The organism is Marinobacter bohaiensis (assembly GCF_003258515.1).
GTDB lineage: Bacteria > Pseudomonadota > Gammaproteobacteria > Pseudomonadales > Oleiphilaceae > Marinobacter_A > Marinobacter_A bohaiensis.
This window is the reverse complement of the sequence record NZ_QGEH01000001.1, coordinates 2,213,263-2,239,131: the sequence shown is the minus strand read 5'-3', so window position 1 is coordinate 2,239,131 and position 25,869 is coordinate 2,213,263. Positions and strand designations below refer to the sequence as shown.

Sequence of the window (25,869 nt, the reverse complement as noted above, 5' to 3'; positions counted from 1 at the left end):
TTTTAAATTAGAATAAAATATATGTTGGTGAGGGGCGTCTTATTATCATTAAAAGCAATGAAGCCTTGAATAATCGCGAGACTTATAGCACATCCAGTCTAGGGCGAATGCGCAGGGGCCTTGCGTCTCAGAGAATTGATCCAACCACTGGAAAGTAGAAAGCATGGAGCTTCATCACACACCTCCACAGCGGAATGGGTATGAAAACGTTAAGAATTCAACTGGTGATGCTTGCGGCTTTGATGCTGCCTTCGTTTGGTCAATCCGCGCAGATGTACTTTATCCACAGTGATCAGTTGGGCTCTCCTGTCGCCACGACCGACGAGAACCAGGCGGTTATTTGGAAGCAGGAGCGGCTCCCGTTTGGCAGTTCCGTTGAGCCTGAGGTTTCAGCGAGCGCCGCACGACTTGGGTTTCCTGGGCAGTATCTCGACAGAGAAACAGGTTATCGCTACAACTACCACCGGGATTATGACCCCAACACTGGGAGATACATTGAAAGTGATCCAATTGGATTAGCCGGAGGCGATAATACTTACGTTTACGCTTTGAGCAACCCTCTGCGCCTTAAAGACCTTTTTGGTTTAGACGTCTACGGCATTAACGTCGGCTTGAGTGGTGTTTATGGAGTAAAAGGCTCGTACAGCATTCAGATTTTGCTAGATACGCGAGGTAATTTCGGGGTGCAAAGGACAAGGGAGATTGGAGCGGGGCTCGGAGCGGCAGGCGGGGCATTTGCCAACTTGGTCTATGGGTTTCCGAATGACATCTACGACTTAGAGAACTACGGGATTTCTGCTTCTGGTTCCGCTTGGTTTGTTGGAGGGGCTGTCAACGGACCTATCTCTACTGAATACGAAGAGGATAGTTGCGAACAACTCGAGTATTTCTCTGCCTCTATACAAAGTGGTGTTCTTGAGGGTGGGCTAGCTCTTTCTGTTGGTTCTCCTGAAGTTGGAATTACTGGAACCTATACGGATACTTTGTATAGCAATAGCATTTTAGGTGATATCGGACGCTGGTTAGGCAAAGCCACGTTTGATCTGCTCAATTAGAGGTCTTGCATGCTAATTGATTTTGTCTTTGTTGCATTCATTGTGTCTTTGGTTTTGTTTGCGATACACAGAGTTTTATCAAAAGGGTTTTGGCGCGTCCTGGTTCAAAAATTTTCCTTTGAGCTAAGCGGTCAAGACAAAGCATCAACTTCTTGGTGCCCTGTTGTAGTAAAACAAAAAGAAAAACCTTCTACGCTATTCATAGGGGTGACTCGCGTTGGCATTGTCCAGAATAAGTTGATCATCAGCTATCTTTTTCCTTTTAATCTCTTCATTAAGGATGTGGGAGTCAACGTTAGGCACATTGGTGCGTGTAGGAAAAGGTTTTTGCTTGGTTCAAGCTGGGTGGAGATAACTGTTCATGGCATTGATTGTGGTCGGATTTTTTTGCCAAGAAAAACGGGGAAATTGATTTTCAAGGCCGTTAATCACTATTGTAAAGAATGTGAATAAAATTTGACGAGCAAAGGCAACTGAAGTTTCAAGGATGAAGTGTATATGCGCACGAGAACGACCTCGATTTCAGCGTTTGTAATGCGAATTGCAGTAACCGGGATAGCATTTCTGCTCATTAGTTCGTGCGCGCAAGCCGAGAATATCTGTAAGAAAAGATCATGTGGGTATGCTGCGTGCAATGATCGCGGTTTTTTTCCAGATGCTGTGAGTGCATGCAGTCCTTACACTCCAGAGTTCTACAGAGCTTATACCAGCGGGATAACCTCTTACTATTGCTACCGTGATACCGCTGTCATTCGACGTGCGATTTGTGACGGAAACCGGTGCCCCAGCGGGGGTCAGTTTGACCCGGATCTCGGCGAGTGCGTCACGGACGAAAAGCCATCCTGTGCGTCCACGGTCGGCGACCCCATCGACGTGCGCAACGGCAACAACTACCAGACCGAGACCGATGCCTCCGCCGGCGGCCTGACCCTGGAGCGGCGCTACCTCTACACGGTGGGCCCGGATCCCGAAGCCCTCGGTCAGGGCCAGTGGTTTTTCCCCTACACCCAGACGATCGAGAAGCGCACCAGGGAGTACGGTGACGACGGCCAGATCAGCTACGCCGTCAACTGGACCGGCGGGGTGCGCTATGTCTTCAGGGGCACGGACGGCGCCGGCTACGCGTTCACGTCCTGGCAGCAGCCGCCGTTTACCTCTGTCGACGCCCTCTTTGACAGTGCCGGTGCGCTGTCCGGCTGGCGCCTGCAGGCCAAGTCGGGCGTGGCGTACACCTTCGACAGTGCCGGTCAGCTCACCGAGATCGATCAGCTCCACGGCGAAGTGCTTTCGATCGAGACCACGCTGGACAGCGACGGTAACCCGATCGAGCGCCAGATCAGCAGCCAGACCCGGCAGGCGACCCTGACCTACACGTACAACACCGCGACCCAGGCGATCGAGTCCGCCGTCCTGGCGCACAACGGCACTGCCCTGACCTTCCGTTATAGCTACGACGCCAACGGCATGCTCGACCAGGTCACCTACCCCGATGACACCGCCCGCACCTACGCCTACGAAGACACCCGCTACCCCGAAGCCTTGACCGGGATTCTCGACAACGGCAACGCCCTGGCCACCTGGGAGTACGACGGTCAGGGCCGCACCCATCGCAACACCCTGGGCGACGGCACCGACGCTACAAACCTGCAGTTCAACAGCGATGGGACCACCACCGTCACCAACGCCCTGGGCAAGGACAGCGTCTACAACTTCACCACCGTCAACGGCTCCACCAAGGTGGCCAGCGTCGATGGTCAGGCCTCGCAGAACTGCGCCGCGGCCAGTCAGGCGTTCACCTACACGGCCGCCGGCCGGGTGGAAACCGCCACGGACTGGGACGGCCTCATCACCCGCTACGCGTACAACGACCGGGGCCTGGTCACGTTGGAAACCCGGGCCGAGGGCACCGTGGAGGAACAGACGATTCAGACCACCTGGCACCCATCCTTCAACGTACCGATCCGTATTGAGCAAGGCGATCGGGTCCAGGAGTTCTGCTACGACGACGAAGGTAACCAGACCCACCAGGCGACTCGCGATGTGACCGGCTCGCCGCTGACCTGTGCCCCGTAACATTGAAACTGCTTTAGCTTATTGCTCCTGGATTCGTCCGCGTTAGGGCCAGACCGATTATGAATAGAGACGATCGATGAAAAAATGCTGCTTCGCCGCGTGCGCCTTATATTTGTCATTCTTTTCTTCGCACGGTCATGCTGAACCATATTGGTGGGAGTTCCAAGGTACTTATACTTATCCAAGTCCGACACCCTACGAGTCCTGTCAGGGTTATTTTGATTGGCTCAAGGAAATTAAAAAAGGCTATGTCGATAACTTCCGAGTAATTCAGTACAGAAATGATCCGAGGTTCCATTGTTATTACGATTACCATAGAGGTGATGGAGTAGATTTCCCAGACCGTATGGGTCAAGTGAATAGGAGGGGAGAAGGCTGTCCCGAAGGAGCGACCTACAATGAGGACACCGGCAGTTGCGTACCCCCTGAGCCTCCGCAACAATGCGCCAGTCGCAACGGCCCCTCGCCGTTGCTCCTCGACTCGGTCGCTTTAAGCACCGGGAGTGCTTACGTGAAGGAAACGGACCTGCAAGCAGGGGCCCTTCAAGCCGAACGGACGTATTTTCAGACGGAGTCACAGTCCGATTGGTATTTTCCGTTTGACCAGACAATGCACCGCTCCAACTACAATGGCCAAACGCAGTACGTCTATAAACGTCTGGGCAACACCTATTTCTATCATCAAGCCTCTGCCGGTTGCTGGAAGACCAGCGGCCAGGGTTGCATTGATATCCGGGAAGCGGATGGCCTAGCGGTGATGACCGACGGCCGGTCGGAGAAACACTTCGATCTCGAGACCGGCCATATGATGTCGGTGCATACGTATCAGGACCGACGTACGGTCCATTTCGACTATCAACCGGCGTCCGTGACCATGCGTGACGCGCGCTCAGAACTGGTTTTCGGTAAAGACTCCGATAGTCAGGTCACCTCCGTTTCGAACGGCGATGTATCAGTGTCCTATCACTATGGCGATAACGGCCTGATTTCAGGCGTCACCCGCCCTGACGGCGGGACCACCTCCTACCGATACGGCGGAGAAGAGGAAACACGTCTCACCCAAAGTGAGGCAAACGGTCAGGTCGATCACACCTGGACGTATGATGAGAAGGGGCGTGTAACCAATGCGACACGCGGAGAAAGGGCAACAAGCTCACTGACGTACGGCACCGACAGAATCACCGTAACCAACAGCCTCGGAAAGGAAACCGTTTTCCATTTCAGCACACACGATAACGCGAAGAAAATCTCGTCGATTGAAGGTACCCCTTCTCTGAACTGCAAAGCCACCCAGTCAGAGTACACCTACTATGAAACGGGGTTGGTGGAAACGATGAAGGGCAACGCCGGCGCCGTTACCCAGTTCGAATACAACGACCGGGGGCTGGAAACAACTCGCGTTGAGGCTTTAGGGCAGCCTGACGAACGGAGAACTGAAACCACATGGATTGACTCTGCCCGACTGCCCAAGCAAATCACAACAGGCAACAAAACAGTTGAATTCAGCTATGACAGTTTAGGCCATATCATCAGCAAAACGGTTCGATCGCGAGACTAGTTCATTCGACCGGCGAATCTAAACACGTTCGAATAACGGTTCATGAGACCAACTGAATTCAGGTGACATGAAGCAAATTCATGAATCTGCTGAGCCCAAAATAATTATAGGATTCTGTTTTTAAAAGATATTTTTATCATCTGGAAATTCACAAACCAACAGCAGTGCGCATAAGTTAAATGGGTAACTCACCCCTCAGGCGCGGCATTCAAATCCCCGCGCCAGGTTTTCCCAAGATCCTGCCCGCCCCGCCTATCAACAGGCACCACCAAGTCCCTTACCAGAGAACGCATCTTCAATTACCTAGCGCCGCAGATCCGCCACGATCGCCGCGTCGTCATTATTGGTGATCAGCACGATCTCCGTGGCCACGCCGGTGTCGTCGAACAGGAAGAATCCCAGACCTTCGAAATCGCCGTTGGTGCGCCCCGCCGGGCAGTTCGCGGCATTCAGCGTGACGCCAAACAGCCCGTACTCGAGATTGAAGCTTTCGATCTGGCCGTTGTAGGTGCAGCCGTCGGTGTCTGACCCCGTGACATCGCCCGCTTCCGTGATGGTGAAGGACGTGGTTTCTGTGCCCTGGTCGGCATTGTCGTATGTGCCTGCAAAGTCGGACGTTTCCATGCAGTAAGGCCGCAAAACGGCATCGTCGTCGGTATCGCTGTAATTGAGCTCAAGGGTGCCGTTGAAAGGCCCTGTGACTGTCAGGTTCATGCCGCTTTCCGGCGTGAAGCTGCCGGCCAGGTCAAGCGACTCGGCGGGGTCCGTTGCGGAGTAAAGCGTGGCGCCGCCTGTCACGGTCGAACCGCTTGCGGCCAGATCACCCGCGATGTAATCCGGGCCGCTATCGAGCAGCGCTCGGACACGCCCGTCCGTGCCGATCAGGAACAGTGTGCCGGACGTCTCGCTGCCATCGTCCAGGGAACCGGCGTAGATGCCCGCCGCCCGGGCAACGCCTGGCGACAGGTCGCCGGGGGAAAGGCATACCGCTCCATCTTCCGAATCGCCCTGCCCGCCCGCGCTGGATAACGCCGAATCCTGCAATGACGAGCGGTAATCGCTGCCGCTGCTACCGCCACACCCAACCTGAGTCAGGACGAGACTGACGCCGAAAACTTGCCATAGCCGGTTCATCTGAATGATCCCTACGTATCGGCGGGCGAAGGCGCGATCACCCATGGTCGCTCTGCGTTCCGCTGTTCAATTACCGATCAATGTAACAGGATGTATCCGGATGGATAGTTTTCAGATGCATATTTTTCAGTGTTTTACAGTCGTTCCTGTGGGTCTGGCCGGCCCATAACGCGGGATCGACAAAAAAGCCGCCCGGCACAACACCGAGCGGCTTTCTTGGAGTTCTGCGTGATCCTCGTGTTTACTTGATCCAGTGTTTGCCCCAGTGAGTGATGTCGTAGCCCTGCTCAAGACTCAATGCGCGGGCGCCGGCGGTGGGTTCCGCTTCCTCGGCGGCCGCGATTTCGTCGTCGATCAGGCGCGTGGACAGGGACAGCCAACTGGTCACGAAAGCGGTCGCATCGGCGTTCACTTCGAAGGCGCGTTCGTCCAGGTTGGTGATGTCGTCGCATTCGGCGTGATAACAGGGGTCGAACGCGACGTCCACGTCGCCGCCGAACTTCGCGGCCTGCTCTTCCGTTTTCAGGACTTCGGCGCCGGTGAACAGGCCGCCAAACGGGATGCCGTCGGTGAAGAACTGGGCATAGTCCGAACGGAAGCTGATCTCCGTACCTTCGGATGGCAGGCCGCGCAGCTCAAAGTATTTCTCGAACAGCGCCTCGGTGGCGGCGGATCCTGGAGGGCCTTCGAGGCCGAAATCCGAGCCGTCCCCGTCGTAGATGAAGTAGCCGAAGTTCGGCGAGGCGATCATGTCGAAATTGAGGTAGACCTTGATTTGTTCCTTGGCCTCATCCGACAGCTGATTGACGTACCAGGTCGAGCCGACCAGACCGGCCTCTTCCGCGCCCCACCAGGCGAACCGCACCTTGTTGCGTGGATACGCCCGCTTCATCTGCAGGGCCATCTCCAGCAGCGCAGCGCTGCCCGAGCCGTTGTCGTTGATGCCGGCGCCCTCGAACACGGAGTCCAGGTGCGCGCCGACCATCACGACGTTATCCCCGTCACCGCGCCGGGTTTCGGTGATGACGTTGTAGGTCTCGGTCTGCTCGCGCACAACGTTCGACACCATATTGAGCTGCAGGTCGGCGGTCTGGGACCAGCTAACCCCGTTGTCATAGGTGGCGAAGAACACCGGGACGTTGCCGGAATACGCTTCGCCCAAAGTGGCGTTGATCAGACCAGTCCGGTCCTCCGTGTTGCCCTGGTTGAAGATGATGACGCCGGTGGCACCGGCGGCCGCAGCGTTTTCGGCCTTGAGGCCGAAGTTGCAGGCGCCCCGTTGCACCAGGGCGATGGATCCGGCCGGGAAGCCTGCGAAGTCTTCCGCCTCGCAGCCGCTGGTCGACGCATTCCCGTCCACGAGCATCAGGTCCACGGGGACGACGGTTCCGCTGACGTCACCGGGCTCGGTCTGGGATAGATAGGTGAAGTCCTCGTTCCAGACGTAAGTCTGTGGCGCTGGAGCCAGCGCGGCCAGTTCGCCTTCGGCAACCGGATAAAAGGCGGTGAACGGGAAGGTCTGTACCGTGACGTCATAGCCGGCGCTTTCCAGGGTCGTCCGCACGTAGTCCACCGTCGCGTCGTAGCCTGGCAGGCCGGCGGCCCGATTGCCGTCGTTGGCCTGGGCGATGGCGTAGAACATGTCCTGGTGGTGCATCATGTTCTCAACCCGCATGCAGCGCGGCAGCCCCAAAGGCGTGCTGTTCAGGATGCCCGCACGGCATTCAAAGGGGCTCAGGTGGTCGGGACTCCAGAAGCGGTCAAGGAGATCGTCGGTCGATGTCTGTGTCGTCGGTGCAGCGGAAACGGATAAGGATATGGCCAGAGCCCCAATGCCAGGGGCCAGCTTTGATAATGCCGAAGTCATTGTTATGCCTCCAATCCTGGGAGTTTTGTCTGGCGGGACAGCACACGGCCGCCCTGCCGTGCCAACACCACTGCGTCCTTCGGTGTCGATAAAAGCGTAGACCGGGATTCGAAATGCGTAAAAAATGTTCAGGAATTGATGAGCATCGTGTCTCAGGGCGATGCCAGGGCCATCGCGCGGGGACGCGGTTTGACGGCTGTGGTACTGTCTCCGCCATAGTCTTTGAAGGAAAGGAACATGCAGTCGACGATCGAACTTGCCGAGAAATTGCCCAAGGCGGAACTCCATCTGCACATCGAGGGCAGCCTGGAACCGGAAATGATGTTTGCCCTGGCCGAACGCAATGGCGTGACGCTCCCCTACGCCGACGTCGAGGCCGTGCGACAGGCCTACCAGTTCAATAACCTGCAGGAGTTCCTGGACCTTTACTACGCGGGCATGTCCGTACTGCTCAAGGAGCAGGATTTCTACGACCTGACCTGGGCCTACCTGGAACACTGTCACCAGGACAACGTGATCCACACCGAAATCTTCTTCGATCCCCAGGCTCACCTGGAGCGTGGCGTCGATTTCGACACCCAGTTCAACGGCATCTACCGGGCCTTGTGCGATGGCCGCGACAAACTGGGCATCACGTTCCGGTTGATTCTGTCGTTCCTGCGCCATTTGAGCGAAGACAGCGCGTTCGAGACCCTGGAACTCGCCACGCCCTACCTGGACCGGATCGACGGCGTGGGGCTGGATTCCTCGGAAATGGGCCACCCGCCGGAGAAATTCGAACGGGTTTTCCGCAAGTGCCGTGAGCTGGGCCTGCGCATCACCGCCCACGCGGGCGAGGAAGGCCCGCCGGATTACGTGTGGCAGGCGATCCGACAGCTGGAAATCCAGCGCATCGACCACGGCAACCGGGCCCTGGAAGACGAGGCGCTGACGCAGCTGATCGCGGAGAAAGGCCTGACGCTGACCGTGTGTCCGCTCTCCAACCTGCGCCTGTGTGTGGTGGACGACCTGGCCGACCATCCGCTGCCGACCATGTTTGAAAAAGGCCTCCACGTCACCTTGAATTCAGATGATCCCGCTTACTTTGGTGGCTACGTCAACGCCAATTTCCGGGCGATGATCGAGCAGGCGGGCCTGACCCGCGACCAGGTCATTACCCTGGCGCGCAACAGCATCGAAGGCAGTTGGCTGGACGACGCTGACAAACGGGCCGCCCTCACCCGTATCGATAGCGTCTGCGCCGAAGCCTGACGCCCACGACAGTGCGCCGGTGATTCCGGCGCCATACCAGGGAACGGACGCACATGACGGACTGGCTGATTGCGAACCCCGCGGCTGGCGATGGCCAGCGCGGCGCCGATTTCTGGTGCGAGCACCTGGCACGGGTCGGCATTGAACAGCCCGAGGTATGTGACCTGGATAACCAGGCGTGGGTCGAACGGGTCAGCGCCGATGACCGCGTCCTGGCCGCCGGCGGCGATGGCTCGGTGAACGCCGCCGCGCAGATCTGTCTCCGCACCGGTGCGAGTCTGGGCATCCTGCCGTCCGGCACGGCCAACGACTTCGCCCGCAACCTGCAACTGCCGGAATCGCCGGAGGCCCAGTGCGAATTGATCGCCAGCGGCGAAACCCGGCTGGTGGACGCGGCCGAAATGGCGCGCTCGGGAATCTTTCTGAACGTGGCCCACGTCGGGCTGGGAACCTGGCCGGTGCGGGATTCCTCAAAGCAGGCCAAACGTTTCCTGGGTCGTTTCAGCTACGCCGCCACGTTGCTGGGACGAGCCATGGACAAGCGCGGTTTTCGCGCCGTGATCGAGTGCGAGAGCGGCAAGGTCATGGGGCGCTGGTTGTCCGTCGCCATCGCCACCGGCGCGTTCTTCGGCGGAGGTTCGAGTATTCCGGATGCGTCGGCGGACGATGGCCAACTGGATATCGTCGCGGTCAAACCCCGCTCGCTCTGGAAACTGTTCCTGGCCTTCCTCTGCGTGCGCCTGTTAAGACGCTCTCCCAACCAGACCGAAACCATCGTCCACCTCAAGAGCCCCTGGTGCGAGCTGCGCACGCGCAAGCCCAAGACCGTCACCGCAGACGGGGAAGTCGTGGGCAAGACGCCGCTGTCGATCCGCTGCCGGCCGTCCTGTCTGCGGGTCTGCTGTCATCAGGTGGTTCACACCTGAGCGCCCCGGTGTGAGCAGGCCGATCGCCCACGCAGAGCGCAACAAATTGAAACGAAAGGCCTTCCAGTCTCAAATTTGCTAGACTCAGGCGGCTTTACGAGTCGTCGGTTAAAGTTTGACCGCCGTATAATGAATTTGAACCCCTGCTGGATGGAGGAACGGATGATGAAAAACAGGGACCGTCTGCTGATTGGCGCGGCCGTTTCACTGCTGCTGGCAGGCTGTGCAAGCACAGACGGCATTACCGTCAAAGGGGCCACCGATGACCTGGAAGACCGGGTGCTGGTGACCTCGCAACTCTACGACGAGCCGTATACCGGCTTCCCGTCACCGACGGATTACTATTTCCAGGCGGCCATCGACAAGCAGTCCGGTGACAAGCTCTACGTCCTGCAACTGGCGGTGAATGCCGAGAATTGGCGCCGCTGGGATGAGGTGCAGTTCAGTCGCGACGGCCAGACCGTCACGCTGCCTGTGAACTGGCAAAATCAGGACATGACCTGCAACGACTACGGCTGTGCCTATGCCGAACTCGGCGTGGCCGGTATCGATGAACCGACCCTGCGCTACATTGCCGGCCAGTCCGAGCCGGTCAAGCTGGTGATGCGTTCATCCCGGATCGACGACACCCTGACGCTGGAAGTCAATCCGCGGGAGGCCCAGGCGTTTCTCAAGGAAACCGATCAGCTGCCGATTTAGTTTCAATCAAGGAAGCCACCGACCGACTGAATAATAGCCGGACTTCCGGCTTCAGAGACCCAGACGGCCAACGCCGTCCGGGTCTGTCCCGCGTCAGGAACTTCCGGCAGGCGCAGTGTCCAGGGAGCCATTCCGTCGGCCGTCAACAGCTCCAGCACAACGAAGTCGTGGGTCAGTGTGCGACCTTCGTTCTCTCCCGCCTTCACCGGGGTTTCGATACCCATTCCCAGATACGCCGCATGCAGGGTCAGCGCCTTACCGTTGCCGTCGAAAGACGCCGTCAGTCGCCGGTCCGCGTCGAGTGACGCCTGGAGGATGCCCACGCGCCCGGGCTCAGAGCTCCAGTTCTCGGCGCCGCGGAACCAGGCGCGCCACTCGCGGCTGTTGATCACGATGCCCGGGGTATAGACCTGGCTGACGGCGCCGCTGCGCACATAAGTGCGTTGACGTTCGGAGAAGGCGGCATCCGCCAGTCGGTCTTTCCATCCGAGCTGATCCCAGTAGTCGACGTGGAAAGCCAGCGGAATGAAATCGGAAAACAGGCCCGGGCGCTCTGCGAGAGATCGCAGCCAAAGGTCGGCCGGCGGACAGCTGCTGCAGCCTTCCGACGTGAACAGCTCCACCGTATCGGTGGCGGTGGCCCGGCTCTGCCAGGATCGGGTCGCCTCGGCAAAGGCGTCCCCGGCCATGGCGACGAGAAGCAACCCGTACAGGGATTGTCGGAACATGCTCGATTCTCCCGCTGCTTTTTGAGCGTTGGAACGCCTCGGAGCCGCTGGGTTCCGCAGGCCATCGGTCCGGTGAGCAAATTCTGCAGGCAAGTCCGGCATTCCTTGCTTAGGATTATCGCTGTATTCGCCTTTTTACGGAGACCCGGGTACCCTTGCGCGCAGCACGCCCGATGTCACAGGAATGACGTTGTCCTGAATGAAAAACCTAGCGCCCGTTACGTTCATTGTCAGCATCATGCTGGTGCTTCTGAGCATCTTCATGAGCATTCCGGCGATCGCCTTTGGAAATAGCGCCTCTTCCAACGCCGAAGCCTTCAGCTATCCCGCGGCTGGTATCTTCGCGGCCGCCCTGCTCGGCCTGCTTGCCACCCGACGCCAGTCCCATCGTCTGCAGCCGCGCTATATGTTCCTGCTGACGGTCAGCAGCTGGCTGATCATTTCCCTGCTGTGCGCCCTGCCCCTGTACCTGAGCGATCTGCGTCTTTCCATGACCGACGCGGTATTCGAGAGCTTCTCCGGGATCACCACCACCGGCTCGACCGTTCTCAGCGGCCTCGACGCTATGGCGCCGGACATTCTGCTGTGGCGGTCGATCATCCAGTGGATTGGCGGCATCGGCATCATCGGCATGTTCGTCGCGGTCCTGCCGTTCCTGGGGATCGGCGGGATGCGGCTGTTTGCCACCGAGTCGTCGGAGTGGACCGAGAAAGCCCTGCCGCGCATGAAGAGCCTGAGTCGCGGCCTGCTGTTCGTTTACTGCGCGCTGACGGTTGTCTGCGCACTGGTTTACTGGTCGTCGGGCATGGATCTGTTCAACGCCATCAACCACGCCTTCACCACCATCTCCACCGGCGGTTACTCCACGTCGGACAGCTCCATGGGACAGTTTGATTCCAACCTCATCCTGCTGGAATCGTCGCTGTTCATGGCCCTGGGCGCCATGCCCTTTTTCCTGTTCGTGCGCGAGCTGCACGGTCAGCACGGGGTGTTGCTGAAAGACCAGCAGGTTCGCGCGTTCGTGGGGTTGCTGGTGGCGGCCGCCCTGATCATGACGCTCTACCGGCTGTGGCTGCACGAAGATCATCCGCTGGACCTGTTCGTCTCGGCGCTGTTCAACGTGACGTCCATCGTCACCACCACCGGCTACGCCTCGGAGGACTACCTGCTGTGGGGGCCGTTCACCAGCGTGGCGTTTTTCTTCCTGACGTTCGTCGGGGGCTGTTCCGGTTCCACCAGTGGCGGGATGAAGATCTTCCGCTTCCAGTTGTCGTTCATGGTGCTGCGTGAACAGTTTCGCCGGTTGTTGCATCCGCGTGCGGTGCTGACCCGCAACTTCAACGGCCGGGCGGTCAGCGACGAGATCATCGCCTCGATGATCGCCTACGTGTTCGTGTTCCTGGTGTGCATGGCGATCATGACGCTGAGCCTGTCACTGATGAACATTGATCTGACCACCAGTCTGACGGCGTCGATTACCGCGTTAACCAACGTCGGTCCGGGGCTGGGCACGCTGATCGGCCCGGCGGGTAATTTTGCCAGTCTGCCGGATGCGGCCAAGTGGATTCTCAGTGCGGGGATGATTCTGGGGCGGCTGGAACTGCTGAGCGTGATTATCCTGTTCTCACCCGCCTTCTGGCGCACCTGAGCCCGACGACGCGGCCGGGCTGGTTGCGCTGGGCGGGGAGGATTCGGGAGAGGCCCCGTCGCCCACCCGCATCAGGGCGGAGACGGCCATGATGGCCAGGGCGGCAATGGTGACGCGGACGATCAACGTCTGTGTCGTGATGCGCCGCCCCCGCCTGCGGCGACCGAAGAACATCAGCCCAGTTGCAGTTGTCGGGTGATGAACTGGCCGATATCGAGGATTTCCTCCAGGCAGACGCTGTGGTCCATCGGATAGGTCTCATAGCTGGCGCCGTACCCCATCGCCTGCAAGGTCTCGTAGCTCTTGCGCCCCAGGCTCTCCGGTACCATCGGGTCGTGGGTGCCGTGGTAAATGCGGATCGGGGTGGCGCGATTGGCCTCGGATGGCTGGATCGATGAGGCGGTCGCGAAGTAGGTGGACAGCGCCAGGATGCCGCCCAGGCGCTCCGCGTAAGTCAGCCCCACTTCGTAGGCCACCGCGCCACCCTGGGAGAAGCCGGCCACGATGATGCGCTGGCTGTCGATGCCCCGGTCTTTTTCCTGCTCGATCAGCTCCACAATCGCCTCGGCGGACTGGCGCAGCTGCTTCTCGTCCACGGTCCGCTCGATGTCCATGGCCATGATGTCGTACCACGCGGGCATGCTCATGCCGCCGTTGATGGTGACCGGCAGGTTGGGCGCGTGGGGGAAAATGAAGCGGATCCGGGCGTTTTCGGGCAAACGCAGCTCCGGCACCACCGGCTCGAAATCGTGACCGCTGGCGCCCAGGCCATGCAGCCAGATGACGGCCGCATCGGGATTGGATTGGGTTTCGAGTTCGATGGTCTTCAGTGTGGTCACAGGCACCTCAGCGTTGTTGGGTCAGCAAGCGCACATCCCCGATGCGCAACGGCATCCGGATGCCGTTCAATGGCCGGGATTGTAACGGATCCAGTGCCAGGTCTCATCCGCCTCGTTGGGAACCGGGTGTTCCAGTCGACTTTCCCGGACGTGGCGGATCAGGGCCGGCAGGAACATCAGGAAGTGGATTTCCAGGGCATCATGATGCGCCCGGATTTCCTCGATGACGCCGGCGAATTCGTTCTTGAAGCGCACCCGCTGGGCAATCCGGTCCAGGGCAAAACCGACCTGCTCCAGATCCGCGTAGGCGCCGAACCAGTCCTGATCGACGATGCGCTCAACCACATCCGCCATGGGCTCGGGCATCATCTCCAGGCCGTCCTCAAGGTCATCGTAGGCGTCATCGACAAACTGATCGAACGGGATGGCCGCGAACGCCGACCAGTGGCGGATCAGGAAATGATCATAGAGCACATCGAGGGCAATCCCCGCAAAGCGCCGCCGTTTGGCGGAGAACAGCGCCTTGGAAGCGCGCACTTCCGGATGCTGGTCGGTGAAGCGATCGACGCTCCAGTGGTTCCGCAGCCCCTGGTGCACGGGCTCCGGCAACGCATCGAAGGAAACCCCGCGGGCGAAGTCCCCCAGGAGGTTGCCAACGCGTGACGGCACGGTGGGCTGGGCCAGGAACAGGTGCGACAGATGATTCATGGTGCGTTACGACCGCTCGGATTCGGTGGTGGCTTTGAGCATACTCGTGACCGGGTTCGCGTACATTGCCAGCAGGAACGGATGCAGGGCCGCATCGGCGCTCTCCAGCCGGCGCTCCAGCTCGGCACGGGCGGCTTCGATGTCGGCCGGTGAATAGGCTTCTGCGGTTTCGATCGTTTCCGGCATCGCCGGTTCCGTCTGATGGCTCAGACGATGGGTCTGGCTCATCTCGTATGCGATGAGGTTAGACGCGTGCAGGTGATAGTGCCGGTGCATTTCGGCATCGATGCGCTCGGCCAGCTCCTTGGGCGTGTCTGCGGCGTCGGTAATCGGGGTGCCGAAGTGCACGTGGACGTGCCCCTTGAATCCGGTCAGCCCCAGCATGATCTGGTCGGTGTCCTCGTTCGCGTGCTTCTGGTAGGCGCCGGTGCGGGCGCGTTCCTCCAGCTCGTGGGCCTTGGGCACGTCGCAGGGGTCGTATTCGTAGGCGATGGACACCGGCACGATGCGTAGCTCGTTCATGCACTCGGCGAAGCTCTTGCCGGTTTTCTTCTGGCTCATGTAGAACATTTTGACGATCGCCGGGTCGGTCAGGTCCAGTCCATCCTTGGCGCGCCCCTCGCGCTGGGCGATCCAGATGCTCTGGTTGTCCTCGATCGAGTGATGGATGAACGCCGACAGCGTCTGGTAGGTATCACGCATCTCCCTCGGGCTCGACATGTTGCGCTTGACCACGAAACTCTTGTTCAACCGCATCATCTCGGCGAACAGGCGGTTTTGCAGCAGGTTGTCGCCGATGGCGATGCGCGTGGTGCGCATGCCGTTTCCGTGCAGCAGGTAGTTGACGATCATCGGGTCGAACACGATGTCCCGGTGATTGGAGATAAACAGGTACGCCTTGTCCCACTCCAGTTTGTCCAGGCCGGTCTGGGTGACGTGGGTGGTGGTTTTCTCCACCAGTTGCTCGGCGAACGGATAAAGCCGGTTCTGCACGCCATCGATGGTGTCGGCATCGCCGAAGTGACGCAGCAGCCAGCGGCGGATCCATTGGCGCATCAGGCCCGGTGCGATCCGGTTGAATGTGGGCGCCTTGAGGCGGCCGATCAGTTCCAGGAATTCCCGGTCATTGACCAAACGGTCCAGAGCGCTCCGGGTCTCTTCATCCCGGTAGGGCCGAATTGAATCAAAATCCTGCATGGTGTCCTTAACTTGGAAGCCTTTACTGGGCGGGTGTCGGCGCTGCCGAATGTTATTGGCGTTTAACGCGGCATTGTAGCGCGTCATGACGCGGGGCGCATTGTACCTTGCTCGCGGCTAAGAAAAAGGTCACGACTCTGGTATCCTTGCCCGCTGAATTCATCCGCCCCGAAGCGCCTCTATGACCCTCACGGACACGCCGCCCACCACCGACACCCACAACCTGATGGATCGAGCCCGTGAGGTGTTGCATGACATCTTCGGCTTCGAAACGTTCCGTCCGCTGCAGGGCGACGTGGTGGAAGCGCTCGTAGGTGGCGAAGACGCACTGGTCCTGATGCCGACCGGCGGCGGCAAATCCCTGTGCTATCAGGTGCCGGCGATTGTCCGGCCTGGCGTCGGCGTGGTGATCTCGCCGCTGATTGCCCTCATGCAGGACCAAGTGGCGGCGCTCAACCAGCTGGGCGTGCGCGCGGCGTTTCTCAACTCCACACAATGGCCGGACGAGGCCCGCGACATCGAGAATGCGTTGGTGCGCGGTGAACTGGATCTGCTCTATTGCGCGCCCGAGCGCCTGATGCAGCCGCGTATGCAACAGCTGCTGCACGAGGCGCCGATCTCACTGTTCGCCATCGATGAAGCCCACTGCGTGTCGCAATGGGGGCATGATTTCCGGGAAGATTACCTCAGCCTGGACATGCTGGAGCGGGAATACCCCTCCATTCCCCGCATCGCGCTGACGGCCACGGCCGACGAGCGCACCCGTCGTGAGATTGCCGAACGCCTTCACCTGACCGGTGCACAGCGCTTCATCAGCAGTTTCGATCGTCCCAACATCCAATACCGAATCGCGCAGAAAGATAACGCCAACAAACAGTTGCTGGCGTTTATTGAGGAGGAGCATAAAGGCGACTCCGGCATCGTCTACTGCCTGTCGCGCAATAAAGTGGAAGCGACGGCGAAGATGCTGAGCGACAAGGGCTACATGGCTCTGCCCTACCACGCCGGTTTGCCCGCGGATACGCGCGCCTCGCATCAGGAACGCTTCCTGCGTGAGGACGGCGTGATCGTGGTGGCCACCATCGCTTTCGGGATGGGGATCGACAAGCCGGACGTGCGATTCGTCGCCCACCTGGATTTGCCCAAGAGCATCGAGGCCTACTATCAGGAAACCGGTCGGGCCGGTCGCGACGGCGCGCCGTCCAATGCCTGGATGGTGTACGGCCTGCAGGACGTGATCAAGTTGCGCCAGATGCTGGAGGGCTCCCCCGGCAGCGACCAGTTCAAGCGCGTCGAACGCCAGAAGCTCGACGCGATGCTCGGCCTGTGCGAAGTCACCAGTTGCCGGCGTCAATCGCTGTTGCGTTACTTTGGCGACGAGCTGGAGCAGCCCTGCGGCAATTGCGATACCTGCCTGGAGCCGCCCCAGACCTGGGATGGCACGGTCGCCGTCCAGAAGGCCCTGTCCTGTGTCTTCCGCACTGGCCAGCGGTACGGAGTCAACTACCTGATCGACGTGCTGCGCGGCGCGGACAACGAGCGCATCCGCAGCCAGGGCCATGACAGGGTCAGCACCTTCGGCATCGGCGAAGATCTGTCCGCGCAGCAATGGAAGAGCGTCTTCCGGCAGCTGGTCGCCAACGGTTCGCTGCAGGCGGACCCGGAAGGCTACGGCGCGCTCAGCCTCACCGAGTCCGCCCGCCCCCTGCTGCGTGGCGAAGAGACCGTCTGGCTGCGCAAGGACCCCGAGCGCAAGCGCCGCAGCAAGAGCGGCGGTGGCAGCCGGCGTGAAGTCGCGGTCAGTGACCCGGCCGGCTGGGACGCACTGCGCGCCCGCCGCAAGGAGCTGGCGGACCAGCAGGGCGTGCCGCCCTACGTGATCTTCCACGACGCCACGCTGCTGGCCATGCTGGAGCACAAGCCCAGGGACATTGAAGCCATGGGCGAGATCAACGGCGTCGGCGCCGCCAAGCTGGAGAAGTACGGGCAGGCGTTCCTGGAAGTGATCAGAACGCTGGACTAAGCGCGCTGCGCGCCCGGAGTGTGAAGGTGGCGAAGGTGGCGGCGGATGTGAAGGTGGTTTCAGTCATGTAGCGGACGCTTTCGCTTCCGAGCCGCCCAGAGGGCGGCCTGGCGCTCATTTGGCCCTTACACCTATGAGGCCGGAGCCTCGAATCCCTTCTTCCGCAACCGGTACTGCGCCAGCGAACGCGCCACGTCGCTGCCGGTACGGTCACGCATGATGCCTTCCAGGGTAAACGCCGCCCTGCCCGTTTCGTCGGCTTCCTGCCGAATCCGCTCGCGGGTTTTCCCGTCCATGTGCAATTCGATGGTCACGTCCGAATTGGCCGGCTCCAGGAATTCCAGCGTCATCTCCTTGAGGATGGGAACGTAGTCCGGCCCCAGGTCGAACAGGGTCAGCACACCGCCGGGAATTTCCGCCACCAGGAAATAGGCACCCGCATAGAGGGAACCGAAGTGGTTGCGGTTGCCCTTGATGGCAATGGAAGCGCGCACATAACCGGGGCGCACCTCTTCCACCCGGAATCGATTGCGTGGGGCGAACGGAATGGCCATGCCGACCAGCCGGTTCACGAGCCGGAAGCCGCCCTCCCGTTGCAGCCGCGTCAAAGGCTGGTCCCAGCCTGCTTCGGGGTCCAGTCCGGCCAACCAGTCTCCGGTCAGGCCAATCAGGCGGTCTTTCAGACTCATGTCGGTATCCTTTCAGCGTATCCGGGGAAAGCGTCACAGATTGTTGGTTGCTCGGCAAGATTTGTCAGGATTTTATGTTTCCCGCCCCTTCCCGGGCGCGTCAGGGTCTACACTGGGACATGTCGTACAGCATAGGATGTGCCGTGTGTTGCGATTCGGATCAGTCGCCGGTCGAACCGACGTCGTCAGACACGCTCTGAAGCAGGCGGGGGCGTTTGTTGTCCTGTGTTGGGTAAGCGGTGCCCTATACGCCTCCGGATCGCCCTCTCCCACCGCAGACGAAGACGCTCAGGACGTTCTCCTCTGGTACCGCAATTACGACAGCCCGGCGATTCGAGGCCTGCTGGAACTGGCGTTGAACAAAACGCCGGAGTACGGCCCCTATTACCTTGTCCGCAGCCAGGAAATGAACCAGGGGCGCGCCCTGAGAGAGATGGCGCGCGACAACCGGAAGGCCGTCCAGGTGGCCAATGTCGCCACGACGCCGGACCGCGAGGACAACATGCTCGCGGTTCAGATCCCTATTGATGGCGGCCTGTTGGGATACCGCGTCTGCGTCACCACACCGCAGATGCTGGATCGCTTCGAGGGCGTGGAACGGCTGGCGGATGTCCGCGAGCGCCACATCCGCTTCGGCCAGGGGCGTCATTGGCCGGATATCCGTGTGCTGGAAGCGAACGGCCTCGACGTGGTCACCCACACCCGCTTCGAGACCCTGTTCGAGATGCTCGACAGCGGTCGGTTTGAGTGCTTCGCGCGGGGTGTCAGCGAAGTGGTCTACGACCTGAAGCTCCAGAAAGACCCGCGCTTCGTCGTAGAGCCGACCCTGATGTTCACCTACACCATGCCGTCCTATTTCTTTGTCGGCAGCGGCGATTATCCCCTGGCGGTGCGCATTCAGCTCGGCCTGGAACGCTCCATTGCCGACGGCAGCTTCGTGGAATACCTCAACCGCTACTTCACCGAACCCCTGGAGGCCCTCAACCTGACCGGGCGGCGGGTCTTTCACCTGGGGAATCCCTGGCTGCCAGGTGGCACCTACGGCATCAGCAAGGACGTGCTGCAGAAAATGAAGGTCCAGATCCAGCTGGGTGACACCCGGTCGCCGGATCTGGAGCCCTGATGGCCGCCGTTGCGCGACCACCCGGGCAGGTTCACGTTCACACGACGAAACGCGCCACGTTGTCGTGGAGCTTGCCGCCGATGTCGTCGATCTTGCCGCTGTAGACATCGTTCTCCGAGGCTGCGGCGGCGGCCTCCTGGCCCTGATCGGCGATGCGGTTGATCGAGGCGTTCAGTTCCTCAGTGACCGATGTCTGCTCTTCCGAAGCGGTGGCGATCTGGGTCGTCATGTTGCTGATGGCGGTAATCGCCTCGGCGATGCGGTTGAGGGAATCCATGGCGTCCTGGGCCTTCTCCATGGACACGTTGGAAACCGCACGGGATTCCTGCATCACGTTGACCGCGTTGCTGGCGCCCCTCTGCAGCCGCTCGATCATACTATTGATCTCTTCGGTGCTGTCGTGGGTCCGGCGCGCCAGATTGCGTACCTCGTCGGCCACCACCGCGAAGCCACGACCGGCCTCGCCCGCCCTGGCCGCCTCAATGGCGGCGTTGAGCGCCAGCAGGTTGGTCTGTTCCGCCACGTCCTGAATCACTTCCAGGATCGTGTTGATCTGGGTAACGTCCTGGCCCAGGGTCTCCACCGCTTCGGCCGCGGAACCGATTTCCGTGGCCAGGCGCTCCACCGCGTCGCGGGACGCCTTGACGGTTTCCTGGGTTTCCTGCGCGTCCCGGTCGGCATTGCCGGACGCATCCGCCGTTTGCTGGGCGTTCTGGGCGATCTCGTTGGCGGCGGCAGACATCTCGTTGATGGCCGTGGCCACCATGTCGATTTCCGTCTGCTGCCCTTCCACGCTCGAGCGGCTGGCGCCGGCGGTCTGCTTCAGCGAGCCCACCGCGTCCCGGAGTTCGACGGCGCCACGTTGCACATCCCGGACGACGTCCTGCACGTTGCTGATAAAGGCGTTGAAATTCTCGGCGGTCTGCCCGAACTCGTCCTGGCTGCTTACCTCCAGCCGACGGGTCAGGTCCGCCTCCCCGCTGGCGATATCCTGCATGGCATCGCGCAGATTGCGCACCGGCTTCATCAGCAGGCGTACCGCCACGTTGAGCAGGATCAGGGTCACCACGATCCCGACCACGGCGACGATAATCCCGGTGATCCGTGCGCTGTGTACCGGCGCCATGATCTTGTCCTCATTGGCCACCGTGCCCAGGTACCAGTCGACGCCCTTGGCGTCGGCGATGGAATGGAAACTCACTCGCCAGTCGGCGTCGTTGAAGTGGTAAAGATGCGTGGATCCGTCCAGGCGCGGTTTTTCGCCGATCAATGCCTGGACGTTCTTGCCGACCCGCTCGCGGTTCGGGTGGTAGAGCACCTTGCCGTCGGCATTGATCAGAACGGCGTAACCGGTGTCCGCCAGGGTCACGGCGGACAGCAGCTCATCCACCGTTTCCAGGGTGATGATGCCGGCGGCGACGCCTTTGTAGGGGCCGGATTTGATGGGCGCCACCGGGGAGATGATGCCCTTGCCGGTACCGGCGTCCAGGAAGACTTCGGTGAACGTCGGGCCGCTGGCGCTCATGCCGGCCTTGTACCAGGGGCGCGTACGCGGATCGTAGCCGTCCGGCAGCATGGCGGACAATTCCCTGGTGGCCTGCAGGCTGTAGCCGTCCGCACGGCCAATGGAGATGTCCTTGAAGCCACCGCCGAGGGACGCGGTGTGCAGGATTGCCCGGGCCTGTTCCTCGGTGTCCGCGCCGGACAGGTTACGCGCGGCCCCTTCGACCATCGCGAGGCGGCTGTTGAGCCATTCGGAAATGCTGGCCTGGGTCTGGGCGATGGAGTCATCCACCAGGGCGTCGACATAGGTTTCCGTCGTCGAACTCAGGCGTCGATCGCCGAGAATGGCGTACACGCTGATAACGAGGATGAACAGAACGGCGACAGCCGTCAGCAGCTTTTGCCCGAATGACATACTGCGCATCGATTGAACTCTCCTGGTCGAAGTAACCGGCCCGCACCGAACGGTCGCGCGGAGGGGCTTTCCGGAATCATTGTGGTTGTCGGTGGGCTCGGCAGGCCCTGTGGTACTTATCGGCCTGAGGGCCCGGGACTTAAGCCCAGTCTGGTTGGATTGTTTCCCGGCCTGTCAAAGCGACGACCGGCAGGAGGCATGAACCTCGCGCCGGTCGTCCGATGCCCTGCGCATTGCTCTAGACGTTGAAGCGCTCGACGTTGCCGTGCAAGTGCTGGCCGATGTCATCGATCTTGCCGCTGTAGACGTCGTTCTCGGAGGCTGCCGCCGCGGCCTCCTGGCCCTGGTCCGCGATGCGGTTGATCGAGGCGTTCAGCTCCTCGGTGACCGATGTCTGCTCTTCCGAAGCGGTGGCGATCTGGGTGGTCATGTTGCTGATCGCGGTGATGGCCTCGGCGATGCGGTTGAGGGAATCCATGGCGTCCTGGGCCTTCTCCATGGACACGTTGGACACCGCGCGGGATTCCTGCATCACGTTGACGGCGTTATCCGCGCCCTTCTGCAGCCGCTCGATCATGCTGTTGATCTCTTCGGTGCTGTCGTGGGTCCGGCGCGCCAGGTTGCGCACTTCGTCGGCCACCACCGCGAAACCGCGGCCGGCGTCGCCCGCCCGGGCCGCTTCGATGGCCGCGTTGAGCGCCAGCAGGTTGGTTTGCTCGGCGACGTCCTGGATTACCTCCAGAATGGTGTTGATCTGGGTGACGTCCTTACCGAGGGTTTCCACGGCTTCGGCTGCCGAGGCGATCTCCGTGGCCAGGCGTTCCACCGCATCGCGGGAGGCCTTGACGGTTTCCTGGGTCGCCTGGGCGTCCTGGTCGGCGGTGGTCGAGGCGTCGGCGGTCTGTTGCGCGTTCTGAGCGATTTCGTTGGCGGCGGCGGACATCTCGTTGATGGCCGTGGCCACCATGTCGATTTCCGTCTGCTGACCTTCCACGCTCGAGCGACTGGCGCCGGCGGTCTGCTTCAGCGACCCCACGGCATCGCGCAGTTCGATCGCGCCACGTTGCACGTCCCGGACAACGTCCTGCACGTTGCTGATAAAGGCGTTGAAGTTCTCGGCGGTCTGGCCGAACTCGTCCTGGCTGCTCACCTCCAGCCGACGGGTCAGGTCCGCGTCGCCGCTGGCGATGTCCTGCATGGCATCGCGCAGGTTGCGCACCGGCTTCATCAGCAGGCGCACCGCCACATTAAGCAGGATCAGCGTCACGATGATGCCGATCACCGCGACGATGGAGCCGGCGATGCGCGCTTCCTGCACCGGCGCCATGATCTTGTCTTCGTTGGCCAGGGTGCCCAGGTACCACTCCACGCCGCGGGCGTCGTCGATGGCGTGGAAACTGGTGCGCCATTCCGCGTCATTGAATTCGTAGTGATGGGTGGACCCGTCGAGTTGGGGCCGATCGCCGATCAGTTCCTCGATGTTCTTGCCGACCAGCTCGCGATCCGGATGGTAGAGAATCTTGCCTTCCCGCGTGATCAGGGTGGCATAGCCGGTATCGGCCAGGGTTAGCGTGGACAGCAGGCGGTCGATGGTGGCCAGGGTGATGTCACCGCCGACCACGCCCTGATAGGTGCCCGATGTCACCGGCGCCACAGTGGAAATGATGAGGTTACCGCTGCTGGCGTCCTGGTACGGCTCGGTGAACGTGGCCCGCCCGCCGGTGGAATTGGCCAGCTTGTACCAGGGGCGGACACGGGGATCGTAGTCGTCGGGCAGCGTCGCCTGCGCCTTGGCGGTGGGCATCAGCATGTAACCGTCGGCCCGGCCCACGTAGACGTTCTCGAACCCGCCGCCCTGCGTGGCCGCCTGCAAGACCGCACGCGCCTGGTTTTCCTGACTCATGGGAGCCAGGCCGCGGGCCGCACCCTCGGTGATATCCAGACGGCTGTTCAGCCATTCCGCGATACTGGCCGTGCTCTGGGCCACCGAGTCGTCGACCAGGGCATCAACGTAGGTTTCCGTGGTACCGATCAGACGCCGGTCGCCCATGACGGCGTAAACACTGATCACCAGGATGAAAAGGACCGCGACGGCGGCTAACAGCTTTTGCCCGAATGACATACTGCGCATGAACGGGGTTCTCCCATGGACTATCGAGTGGGTCGCACGCCGTCGTTTGTTCTTTATCGGGAGTTATAGGACGGCCCAGCCTGCAACAGGTGTTATAGGTGTTACCCGTTAAGATCGGCCGAATGGATGAGAACTTTAGCGATCACAGTAGTGACAGAATGTAACGGGCTGCAGACCGCAGGCTGTCGGATGCCTCCCAGCCAGAGAGTCGGGAGACTGGAGAGGCAGCGTCCCAGCCCCTAAAATAGAGTCCAGGCAAGCCATCCGGCATGGGACATAGAATGCGTTATTCCACACAGGCCGTTCGAGAGCATGAACGCTTCGACTACTGGCAGGATGCGGTTGGTCGCACGTATCGGCAAACCATCAATCAGCAGTTAAGTCACGGTCCGTTTGATGGCTATCTCGAGGCGCGAGATTTCGGCCCGGGCTCAATCACACGAATCCAGTCCCGGCCCGTTGACTACTCCAATCACCTGGATGATGCCGGTGATGGACAGTACTTCGTTTCCCTGTCGTTCTGCGATAAGGCTCTGGTCAGCCAGCGCGGCCTCGACGCCATCCAGAACGCCGGCGATCTCGTGGTTCTGGACAGCGCCCAGCCCTACCACTATCAGTTTCCAGCCGGTGATGATCAGGTGGTGCTCACGGTTCCCCGGGGCGTGATGAGGCACCACATTCCGCATATCGAGGATCTGCTGGGGCAGCCACTCAGTGGACAGACGCCGCTGGGGCGCCTGTCCGGAAGCATGCTGGCTGAGGCCTGGAACCTTGAGGACGCCTTGCAGCGGTCCGGCGGACGCCTCCTGCCCTCGGTTCTGGACGTGCTTTCTACCGCGCTTGATGGCGCCAGTAGCGGTGATACGCTGCGCCGGGACAGGGTCCCGCTTGAGCGCGTTCAGCACTTCCTGCAAGGTAGCCTCGAAGATAGCACGCTGACGATCGCCACAATCGCCAGGGAAACCCACCTATCGCCCCGCTCCCTGAACCGGCTCTTTGCCCGTCAGGGCACGACCGTGATGCGCTGGCTACTGGAACGACGACTTGAAGCCAGCTACCGTGGTCTGCAACGGAATCAGTTCTCCAGTGTCAGCGAAGCCGCCATGAGCTGTGGCTTTATCAATCTTTCCCATTTCAGCCGGGCGTTCAAAAAAGCCTACGGTTTCTCTCCGCAAACCCTTATTTCCCGCAACTAGGCGGTCCGAGCAAAGCGGTTGGCGCCGTCAGCACAGCAGCCGGCACCCATCCGTCGCATCATCTTCGCGTGAATTCAACAGGGCCGACCAAAGTCCTGTTTCCACGGGAACGCGAAGGAGAACTCATGAAAGCAATTGTCGTTGCAGAATTTGGCGAAGCGGCGCCTTTGGCGGTCGAAGAACGTCCCATACCCGAACCCCGCGAAGGTTATTCACTGGTACGGATGCATGCGGCGACGGTGAACCCGTTGTCCAACTACATTCGCAGCGGCAAGGTACCAGCGGGCCCCGCTCCCCTCGTGCTGAGCAACGACGGCTCTGGCATTGTCGAACAGAGTGCGCGTTTCAAGCCGGGAACCCGCGTCGCCATCTACGGAGGCGCCAGCCTTGGTATCACCGAGGATGGCCTGCAACAGCAATGGGTGGCCGTGAAGGACAATCGGCTCATGCCAGTTCCCGATGATTTTTCGCTGGATGCGGCCGCTGCCTTGCCGATCAATTTCGTGACCGCCTGGCAGGCCCTCGATCGCGTGGGAGAGGCAGAGAGCGGTCAGGTTGCGCTGGTATCCGGTGCTTCGGGCGCTGTGGGGCAGGCGCTTATCCAATTGATGATCACTAAAGGCATCCGACCCATCGCGATTGTGTCGTCAACGCAAAAGGTGGAAACGGCGCGAAATGCCGGGGCCGAGACCGTCATCGACCTTTCAAAAGACGATCTGCCTCAGCGCGTCCGCGAACTGACCTATGGCCAGGGTGCGGACATCGCCTTCGACACGATCGGCGGCGACCTCCTCGGCCCATTGCTGTCAACCCTACGAACCCGCGGAGCCGTTGTGTCGATCGGCTTCGCCGGGGGCGAGCTGGCCAGCGTCGATGTGGTTGACCTAGTTGTCTACGAGAAACGCCTGCTGGGCTACGACGCCCACCTGGAAACTAACGCCGACGTCGATGCCGCCATGAGCGCTCTTTCGCAACTTGTGGCCGAGGGCCTGGTGAATCCGTCCGTCGATCGCTGCTTTTCGCTGGAACGGGCGAACGACGCTTATCAATGGCTCGAATCGCGCCAGGCAACCGGCACCATTCTTTTGCATCTTTGAGGAGTGACC

At 60.6% G+C, this 25,869-nt stretch carries 21 protein-coding genes; 12 read left to right on the top strand and 9 right to left on the bottom strand.

Translation table 11 applies throughout. The annotated features are described in order from the left end of the window. Positions 1-200 precede the first annotated feature (200 nt). The 4 genes from DKK67_RS21910 (at position 201) to DKK67_RS10030 (ending at position 4,686) form a co-directional block, all read left to right on the top strand. Positions 201-1,055, top strand: a complete 855-nt coding sequence (locus DKK67_RS21910) for an RHS repeat domain-containing protein (protein WP_322873908.1) — start codon at positions 201-203, stop codon at positions 1,053-1,055. 9 nt (positions 1,056-1,064) lie between these two features. Then, a complete protein-coding gene (locus tag DKK67_RS21595) occupies positions 1,065-1,508 on the top strand; it encodes a hypothetical protein (protein WP_162628812.1) in 444 nt (147 codons plus the stop codon). 420 nt (positions 1,509-1,928) lie between these two features. Further along, a complete protein-coding gene (locus tag DKK67_RS10035; protein ID WP_111496211.1) occupies positions 1,929-3,128 on the top strand; it encodes an RHS repeat domain-containing protein in 1,200 nt (399 codons plus the stop codon). Between the two features lie 511 nt (positions 3,129-3,639). Beyond that, on the top strand, positions 3,640-4,686 hold the full coding sequence (locus DKK67_RS10030) for an RHS repeat protein (RefSeq protein WP_111496210.1): 1,047 nt from the start codon (positions 3,640-3,642) through the stop codon (positions 4,684-4,686). Between the two features lie 303 nt (positions 4,687-4,989). Here the strand turns inward: DKK67_RS10030 and DKK67_RS10025 are convergent, their stop codons facing one another. Continuing rightward, on the bottom strand, positions 4,990-5,865 hold the full coding sequence (locus DKK67_RS10025) for a hypothetical protein (protein WP_162628811.1): 876 nt from the start codon (positions 5,863-5,865) through the stop codon (positions 4,990-4,992). Positions 5,866-6,061: 196 nt separating this feature from the next. Next, the gene (locus tag DKK67_RS10020) at positions 6,062-7,687 is read right to left on the bottom strand and encodes a M28 family metallopeptidase (RefSeq protein ID WP_111496208.1); all 1,626 of its coding nucleotides are present in this window, start codon (positions 7,685-7,687) and stop codon (positions 6,062-6,064) included. A gap of 237 nt (positions 7,688-7,924) precedes the next feature. On the opposite strand from DKK67_RS10020, the gene DKK67_RS10015 reads away from it, so the two are divergent. From DKK67_RS10015 to DKK67_RS10005, 3 genes are all read left to right on the top strand, one after another. Then, positions 7,925-8,938 carry an adenosine deaminase gene (locus DKK67_RS10015; RefSeq protein ID WP_111496207.1) on the top strand — a complete coding sequence of 338 codons (1,014 nt, stop codon included), beginning with the start codon at positions 7,925-7,927 and terminating at the stop codon, positions 8,936-8,938. A 53-nt stretch (positions 8,939-8,991) separates the two neighbouring features. After that, positions 8,992-9,864 carry a diacylglycerol/lipid kinase family protein gene (locus tag DKK67_RS10010; RefSeq protein ID WP_111496206.1) on the top strand — a complete coding sequence of 291 codons (873 nt, stop codon included), beginning with the start codon at positions 8,992-8,994 and terminating at the stop codon, positions 9,862-9,864. Positions 9,865-10,029: 165 nt separating this feature from the next. Then, positions 10,030-10,563, top strand: coding sequence for a hypothetical protein (locus DKK67_RS10005; RefSeq protein WP_162628810.1), 534 nt, complete (start codon positions 10,030-10,032; stop codon positions 10,561-10,563). 2 nt (positions 10,564-10,565) lie between these two features. Here the strand turns inward: DKK67_RS10005 and DKK67_RS10000 are convergent, their stop codons facing one another. Then, on the bottom strand, positions 10,566-11,291 hold the full coding sequence (locus DKK67_RS10000; RefSeq protein WP_111496204.1) for a DUF1223 domain-containing protein: 726 nt from the start codon (positions 11,289-11,291) through the stop codon (positions 10,566-10,568). Between the two features lie 199 nt (positions 11,292-11,490). On the opposite strand from DKK67_RS10000, the gene DKK67_RS09995 reads away from it, so the two are divergent. Further along, a complete protein-coding gene (locus DKK67_RS09995) occupies positions 11,491-12,939 on the top strand; it encodes a TrkH family potassium uptake protein (protein WP_228160564.1) in 1,449 nt (482 codons plus the stop codon). Between the two features lie 173 nt (positions 12,940-13,112). On the opposite strand, the gene DKK67_RS09985 is transcribed toward DKK67_RS09995, so the two are convergent. The 3 genes from DKK67_RS09985 to DKK67_RS09975 are packed head-to-tail and all read right to left on the bottom strand — an operon-like array spanning position 13,113 to position 15,683. Then, positions 13,113-13,784 (bottom strand): alpha/beta hydrolase, encoded by a 672-nt coding sequence (locus DKK67_RS09985; RefSeq protein ID WP_407657816.1) that lies wholly within the window; start codon positions 13,782-13,784, stop codon positions 13,113-13,115. A gap of 60 nt (positions 13,785-13,844) precedes the next feature. Continuing rightward, positions 13,845-14,486 (bottom strand): acyl carrier protein phosphodiesterase, encoded by a 642-nt coding sequence (locus DKK67_RS09980; protein ID WP_111496201.1) that lies wholly within the window; start codon positions 14,484-14,486, stop codon positions 13,845-13,847. Positions 14,487-14,492: 6 nt separating this feature from the next. Then, positions 14,493-15,683 (bottom strand): 1-acyl-sn-glycerol-3-phosphate acyltransferase, encoded by a 1,191-nt coding sequence (locus DKK67_RS09975; RefSeq protein WP_111496200.1) that lies wholly within the window; start codon positions 15,681-15,683, stop codon positions 14,493-14,495. A 181-nt stretch (positions 15,684-15,864) separates the two neighbouring features. Between DKK67_RS09975 and recQ the strand changes: the two genes are divergently transcribed. Next, complete coding sequence (recQ, locus tag DKK67_RS09970; protein WP_111496199.1) at positions 15,865-17,706, top strand: DNA helicase RecQ; 1,842 nt, start codon at positions 15,865-15,867, stop codon at positions 17,704-17,706. Between the two features lie 131 nt (positions 17,707-17,837). On the opposite strand, the gene DKK67_RS09965 is transcribed toward recQ, so the two are convergent. Then, positions 17,838-18,395 (bottom strand): DUF4442 domain-containing protein, encoded by a 558-nt coding sequence (locus DKK67_RS09965; RefSeq protein ID WP_111496198.1) that lies wholly within the window; start codon positions 18,393-18,395, stop codon positions 17,838-17,840. Between the two features lie 355 nt (positions 18,396-18,750). Here DKK67_RS09965 and DKK67_RS09960 point away from each other — a divergent pair, with 355 nt between their 5' ends. Beyond that, positions 18,751-19,518, top strand: a complete 768-nt coding sequence (locus tag DKK67_RS09960) for a hypothetical protein (protein ID WP_228160563.1) — start codon at positions 18,751-18,753, stop codon at positions 19,516-19,518. A gap of 37 nt (positions 19,519-19,555) precedes the next feature. Here the strand turns inward: DKK67_RS09960 and DKK67_RS09955 are convergent, their stop codons facing one another. Together DKK67_RS09955 and DKK67_RS09950 are read right to left on the bottom strand one after the other, a co-directional pair. Then, positions 19,556-21,445, bottom strand: coding sequence for a methyl-accepting chemotaxis protein (locus tag DKK67_RS09955; RefSeq protein ID WP_204355765.1), 1,890 nt, complete (start codon positions 21,443-21,445; stop codon positions 19,556-19,558). 229 nt (positions 21,446-21,674) lie between these two features. Beyond that, positions 21,675-23,567, bottom strand: a complete 1,893-nt coding sequence (locus tag DKK67_RS09950) for a methyl-accepting chemotaxis protein (protein ID WP_204355764.1) — start codon at positions 23,565-23,567, stop codon at positions 21,675-21,677. Positions 23,568-23,848: 281 nt separating this feature from the next. Between DKK67_RS09950 and DKK67_RS09945 the strand changes: the two genes are divergently transcribed. Together DKK67_RS09945 and DKK67_RS09940 are read left to right on the top strand one after the other, a co-directional pair. After that, positions 23,849-24,763 (top strand): helix-turn-helix domain-containing protein, encoded by a 915-nt coding sequence (locus tag DKK67_RS09945; RefSeq protein ID WP_162628809.1) that lies wholly within the window; start codon positions 23,849-23,851, stop codon positions 24,761-24,763. A 125-nt stretch (positions 24,764-24,888) separates the two neighbouring features. Continuing rightward, positions 24,889-25,860: a quinone oxidoreductase family protein gene (locus DKK67_RS09940; RefSeq protein WP_111496196.1), complete on the top strand. Its 972-nt coding sequence runs from the start codon at positions 24,889-24,891 to the stop codon at positions 25,858-25,860. Positions 25,861-25,869: the final 9 nt, after the last annotated feature.

Coding starts and splice junctions, on each gene's coding strand:
- DKK67_RS21910 (WP_322873908.1), top strand. CDS start 201: ATGAAAACGTTAAGAATTCAACTGGTGATGCTTGCGGCTTTGATGCTG.
- DKK67_RS21595 (WP_162628812.1), top strand. CDS start 1,065: ATGCTAATTGATTTTGTCTTTGTTGCATTCATTGTGTCTTTGGTTTTG.
- DKK67_RS10025 (WP_162628811.1), bottom strand. CDS start 5,865: ATGGGTGATCGCGCCTTCGCCCGCCGATACGTAGGGATCATTCAGATG.
- DKK67_RS10020 (WP_111496208.1), bottom strand. CDS start 7,687: ATGACTTCGGCATTATCAAAGCTGGCCCCTGGCATTGGGGCTCTGGCC.
- DKK67_RS10015 (WP_111496207.1), top strand. CDS start 7,925: ATGCAGTCGACGATCGAACTTGCCGAGAAATTGCCCAAGGCGGAACTC.
- DKK67_RS10010 (WP_111496206.1), top strand. CDS start 8,992: ATGACGGACTGGCTGATTGCGAACCCCGCGGCTGGCGATGGCCAGCGC.
- DKK67_RS10005 (WP_162628810.1), top strand. CDS start 10,030: ATGAAAAACAGGGACCGTCTGCTGATTGGCGCGGCCGTTTCACTGCTG.
- DKK67_RS10000 (WP_111496204.1), bottom strand. CDS start 11,291: ATGTTCCGACAATCCCTGTACGGGTTGCTTCTCGTCGCCATGGCCGGG.
- DKK67_RS09995 (WP_228160564.1), top strand. CDS start 11,491: ATGAAAAACCTAGCGCCCGTTACGTTCATTGTCAGCATCATGCTGGTG.
- DKK67_RS09980 (WP_111496201.1), bottom strand. CDS start 14,486: ATGAATCATCTGTCGCACCTGTTCCTGGCCCAGCCCACCGTGCCGTCA.
- DKK67_RS09975 (WP_111496200.1), bottom strand. CDS start 15,683: ATGCAGGATTTTGATTCAATTCGGCCCTACCGGGATGAAGAGACCCGG.
- recQ (WP_111496199.1), top strand. CDS start 15,865: ATGACCCTCACGGACACGCCGCCCACCACCGACACCCACAACCTGATG.
- DKK67_RS09965 (WP_111496198.1), bottom strand. CDS start 18,395: ATGAGTCTGAAAGACCGCCTGATTGGCCTGACCGGAGACTGGTTGGCC.
- DKK67_RS09955 (WP_204355765.1), bottom strand. CDS start 21,445: ATGCGCAGTATGTCATTCGGGCAAAAGCTGCTGACGGCTGTCGCCGTT.
- DKK67_RS09950 (WP_204355764.1), bottom strand. CDS start 23,567: ATGCGCAGTATGTCATTCGGGCAAAAGCTGTTAGCCGCCGTCGCGGTC.
- DKK67_RS09945 (WP_162628809.1), top strand. CDS start 23,849: ATGCGTTATTCCACACAGGCCGTTCGAGAGCATGAACGCTTCGACTAC.
- DKK67_RS09940 (WP_111496196.1), top strand. CDS start 24,889: ATGAAAGCAATTGTCGTTGCAGAATTTGGCGAAGCGGCGCCTTTGGCG.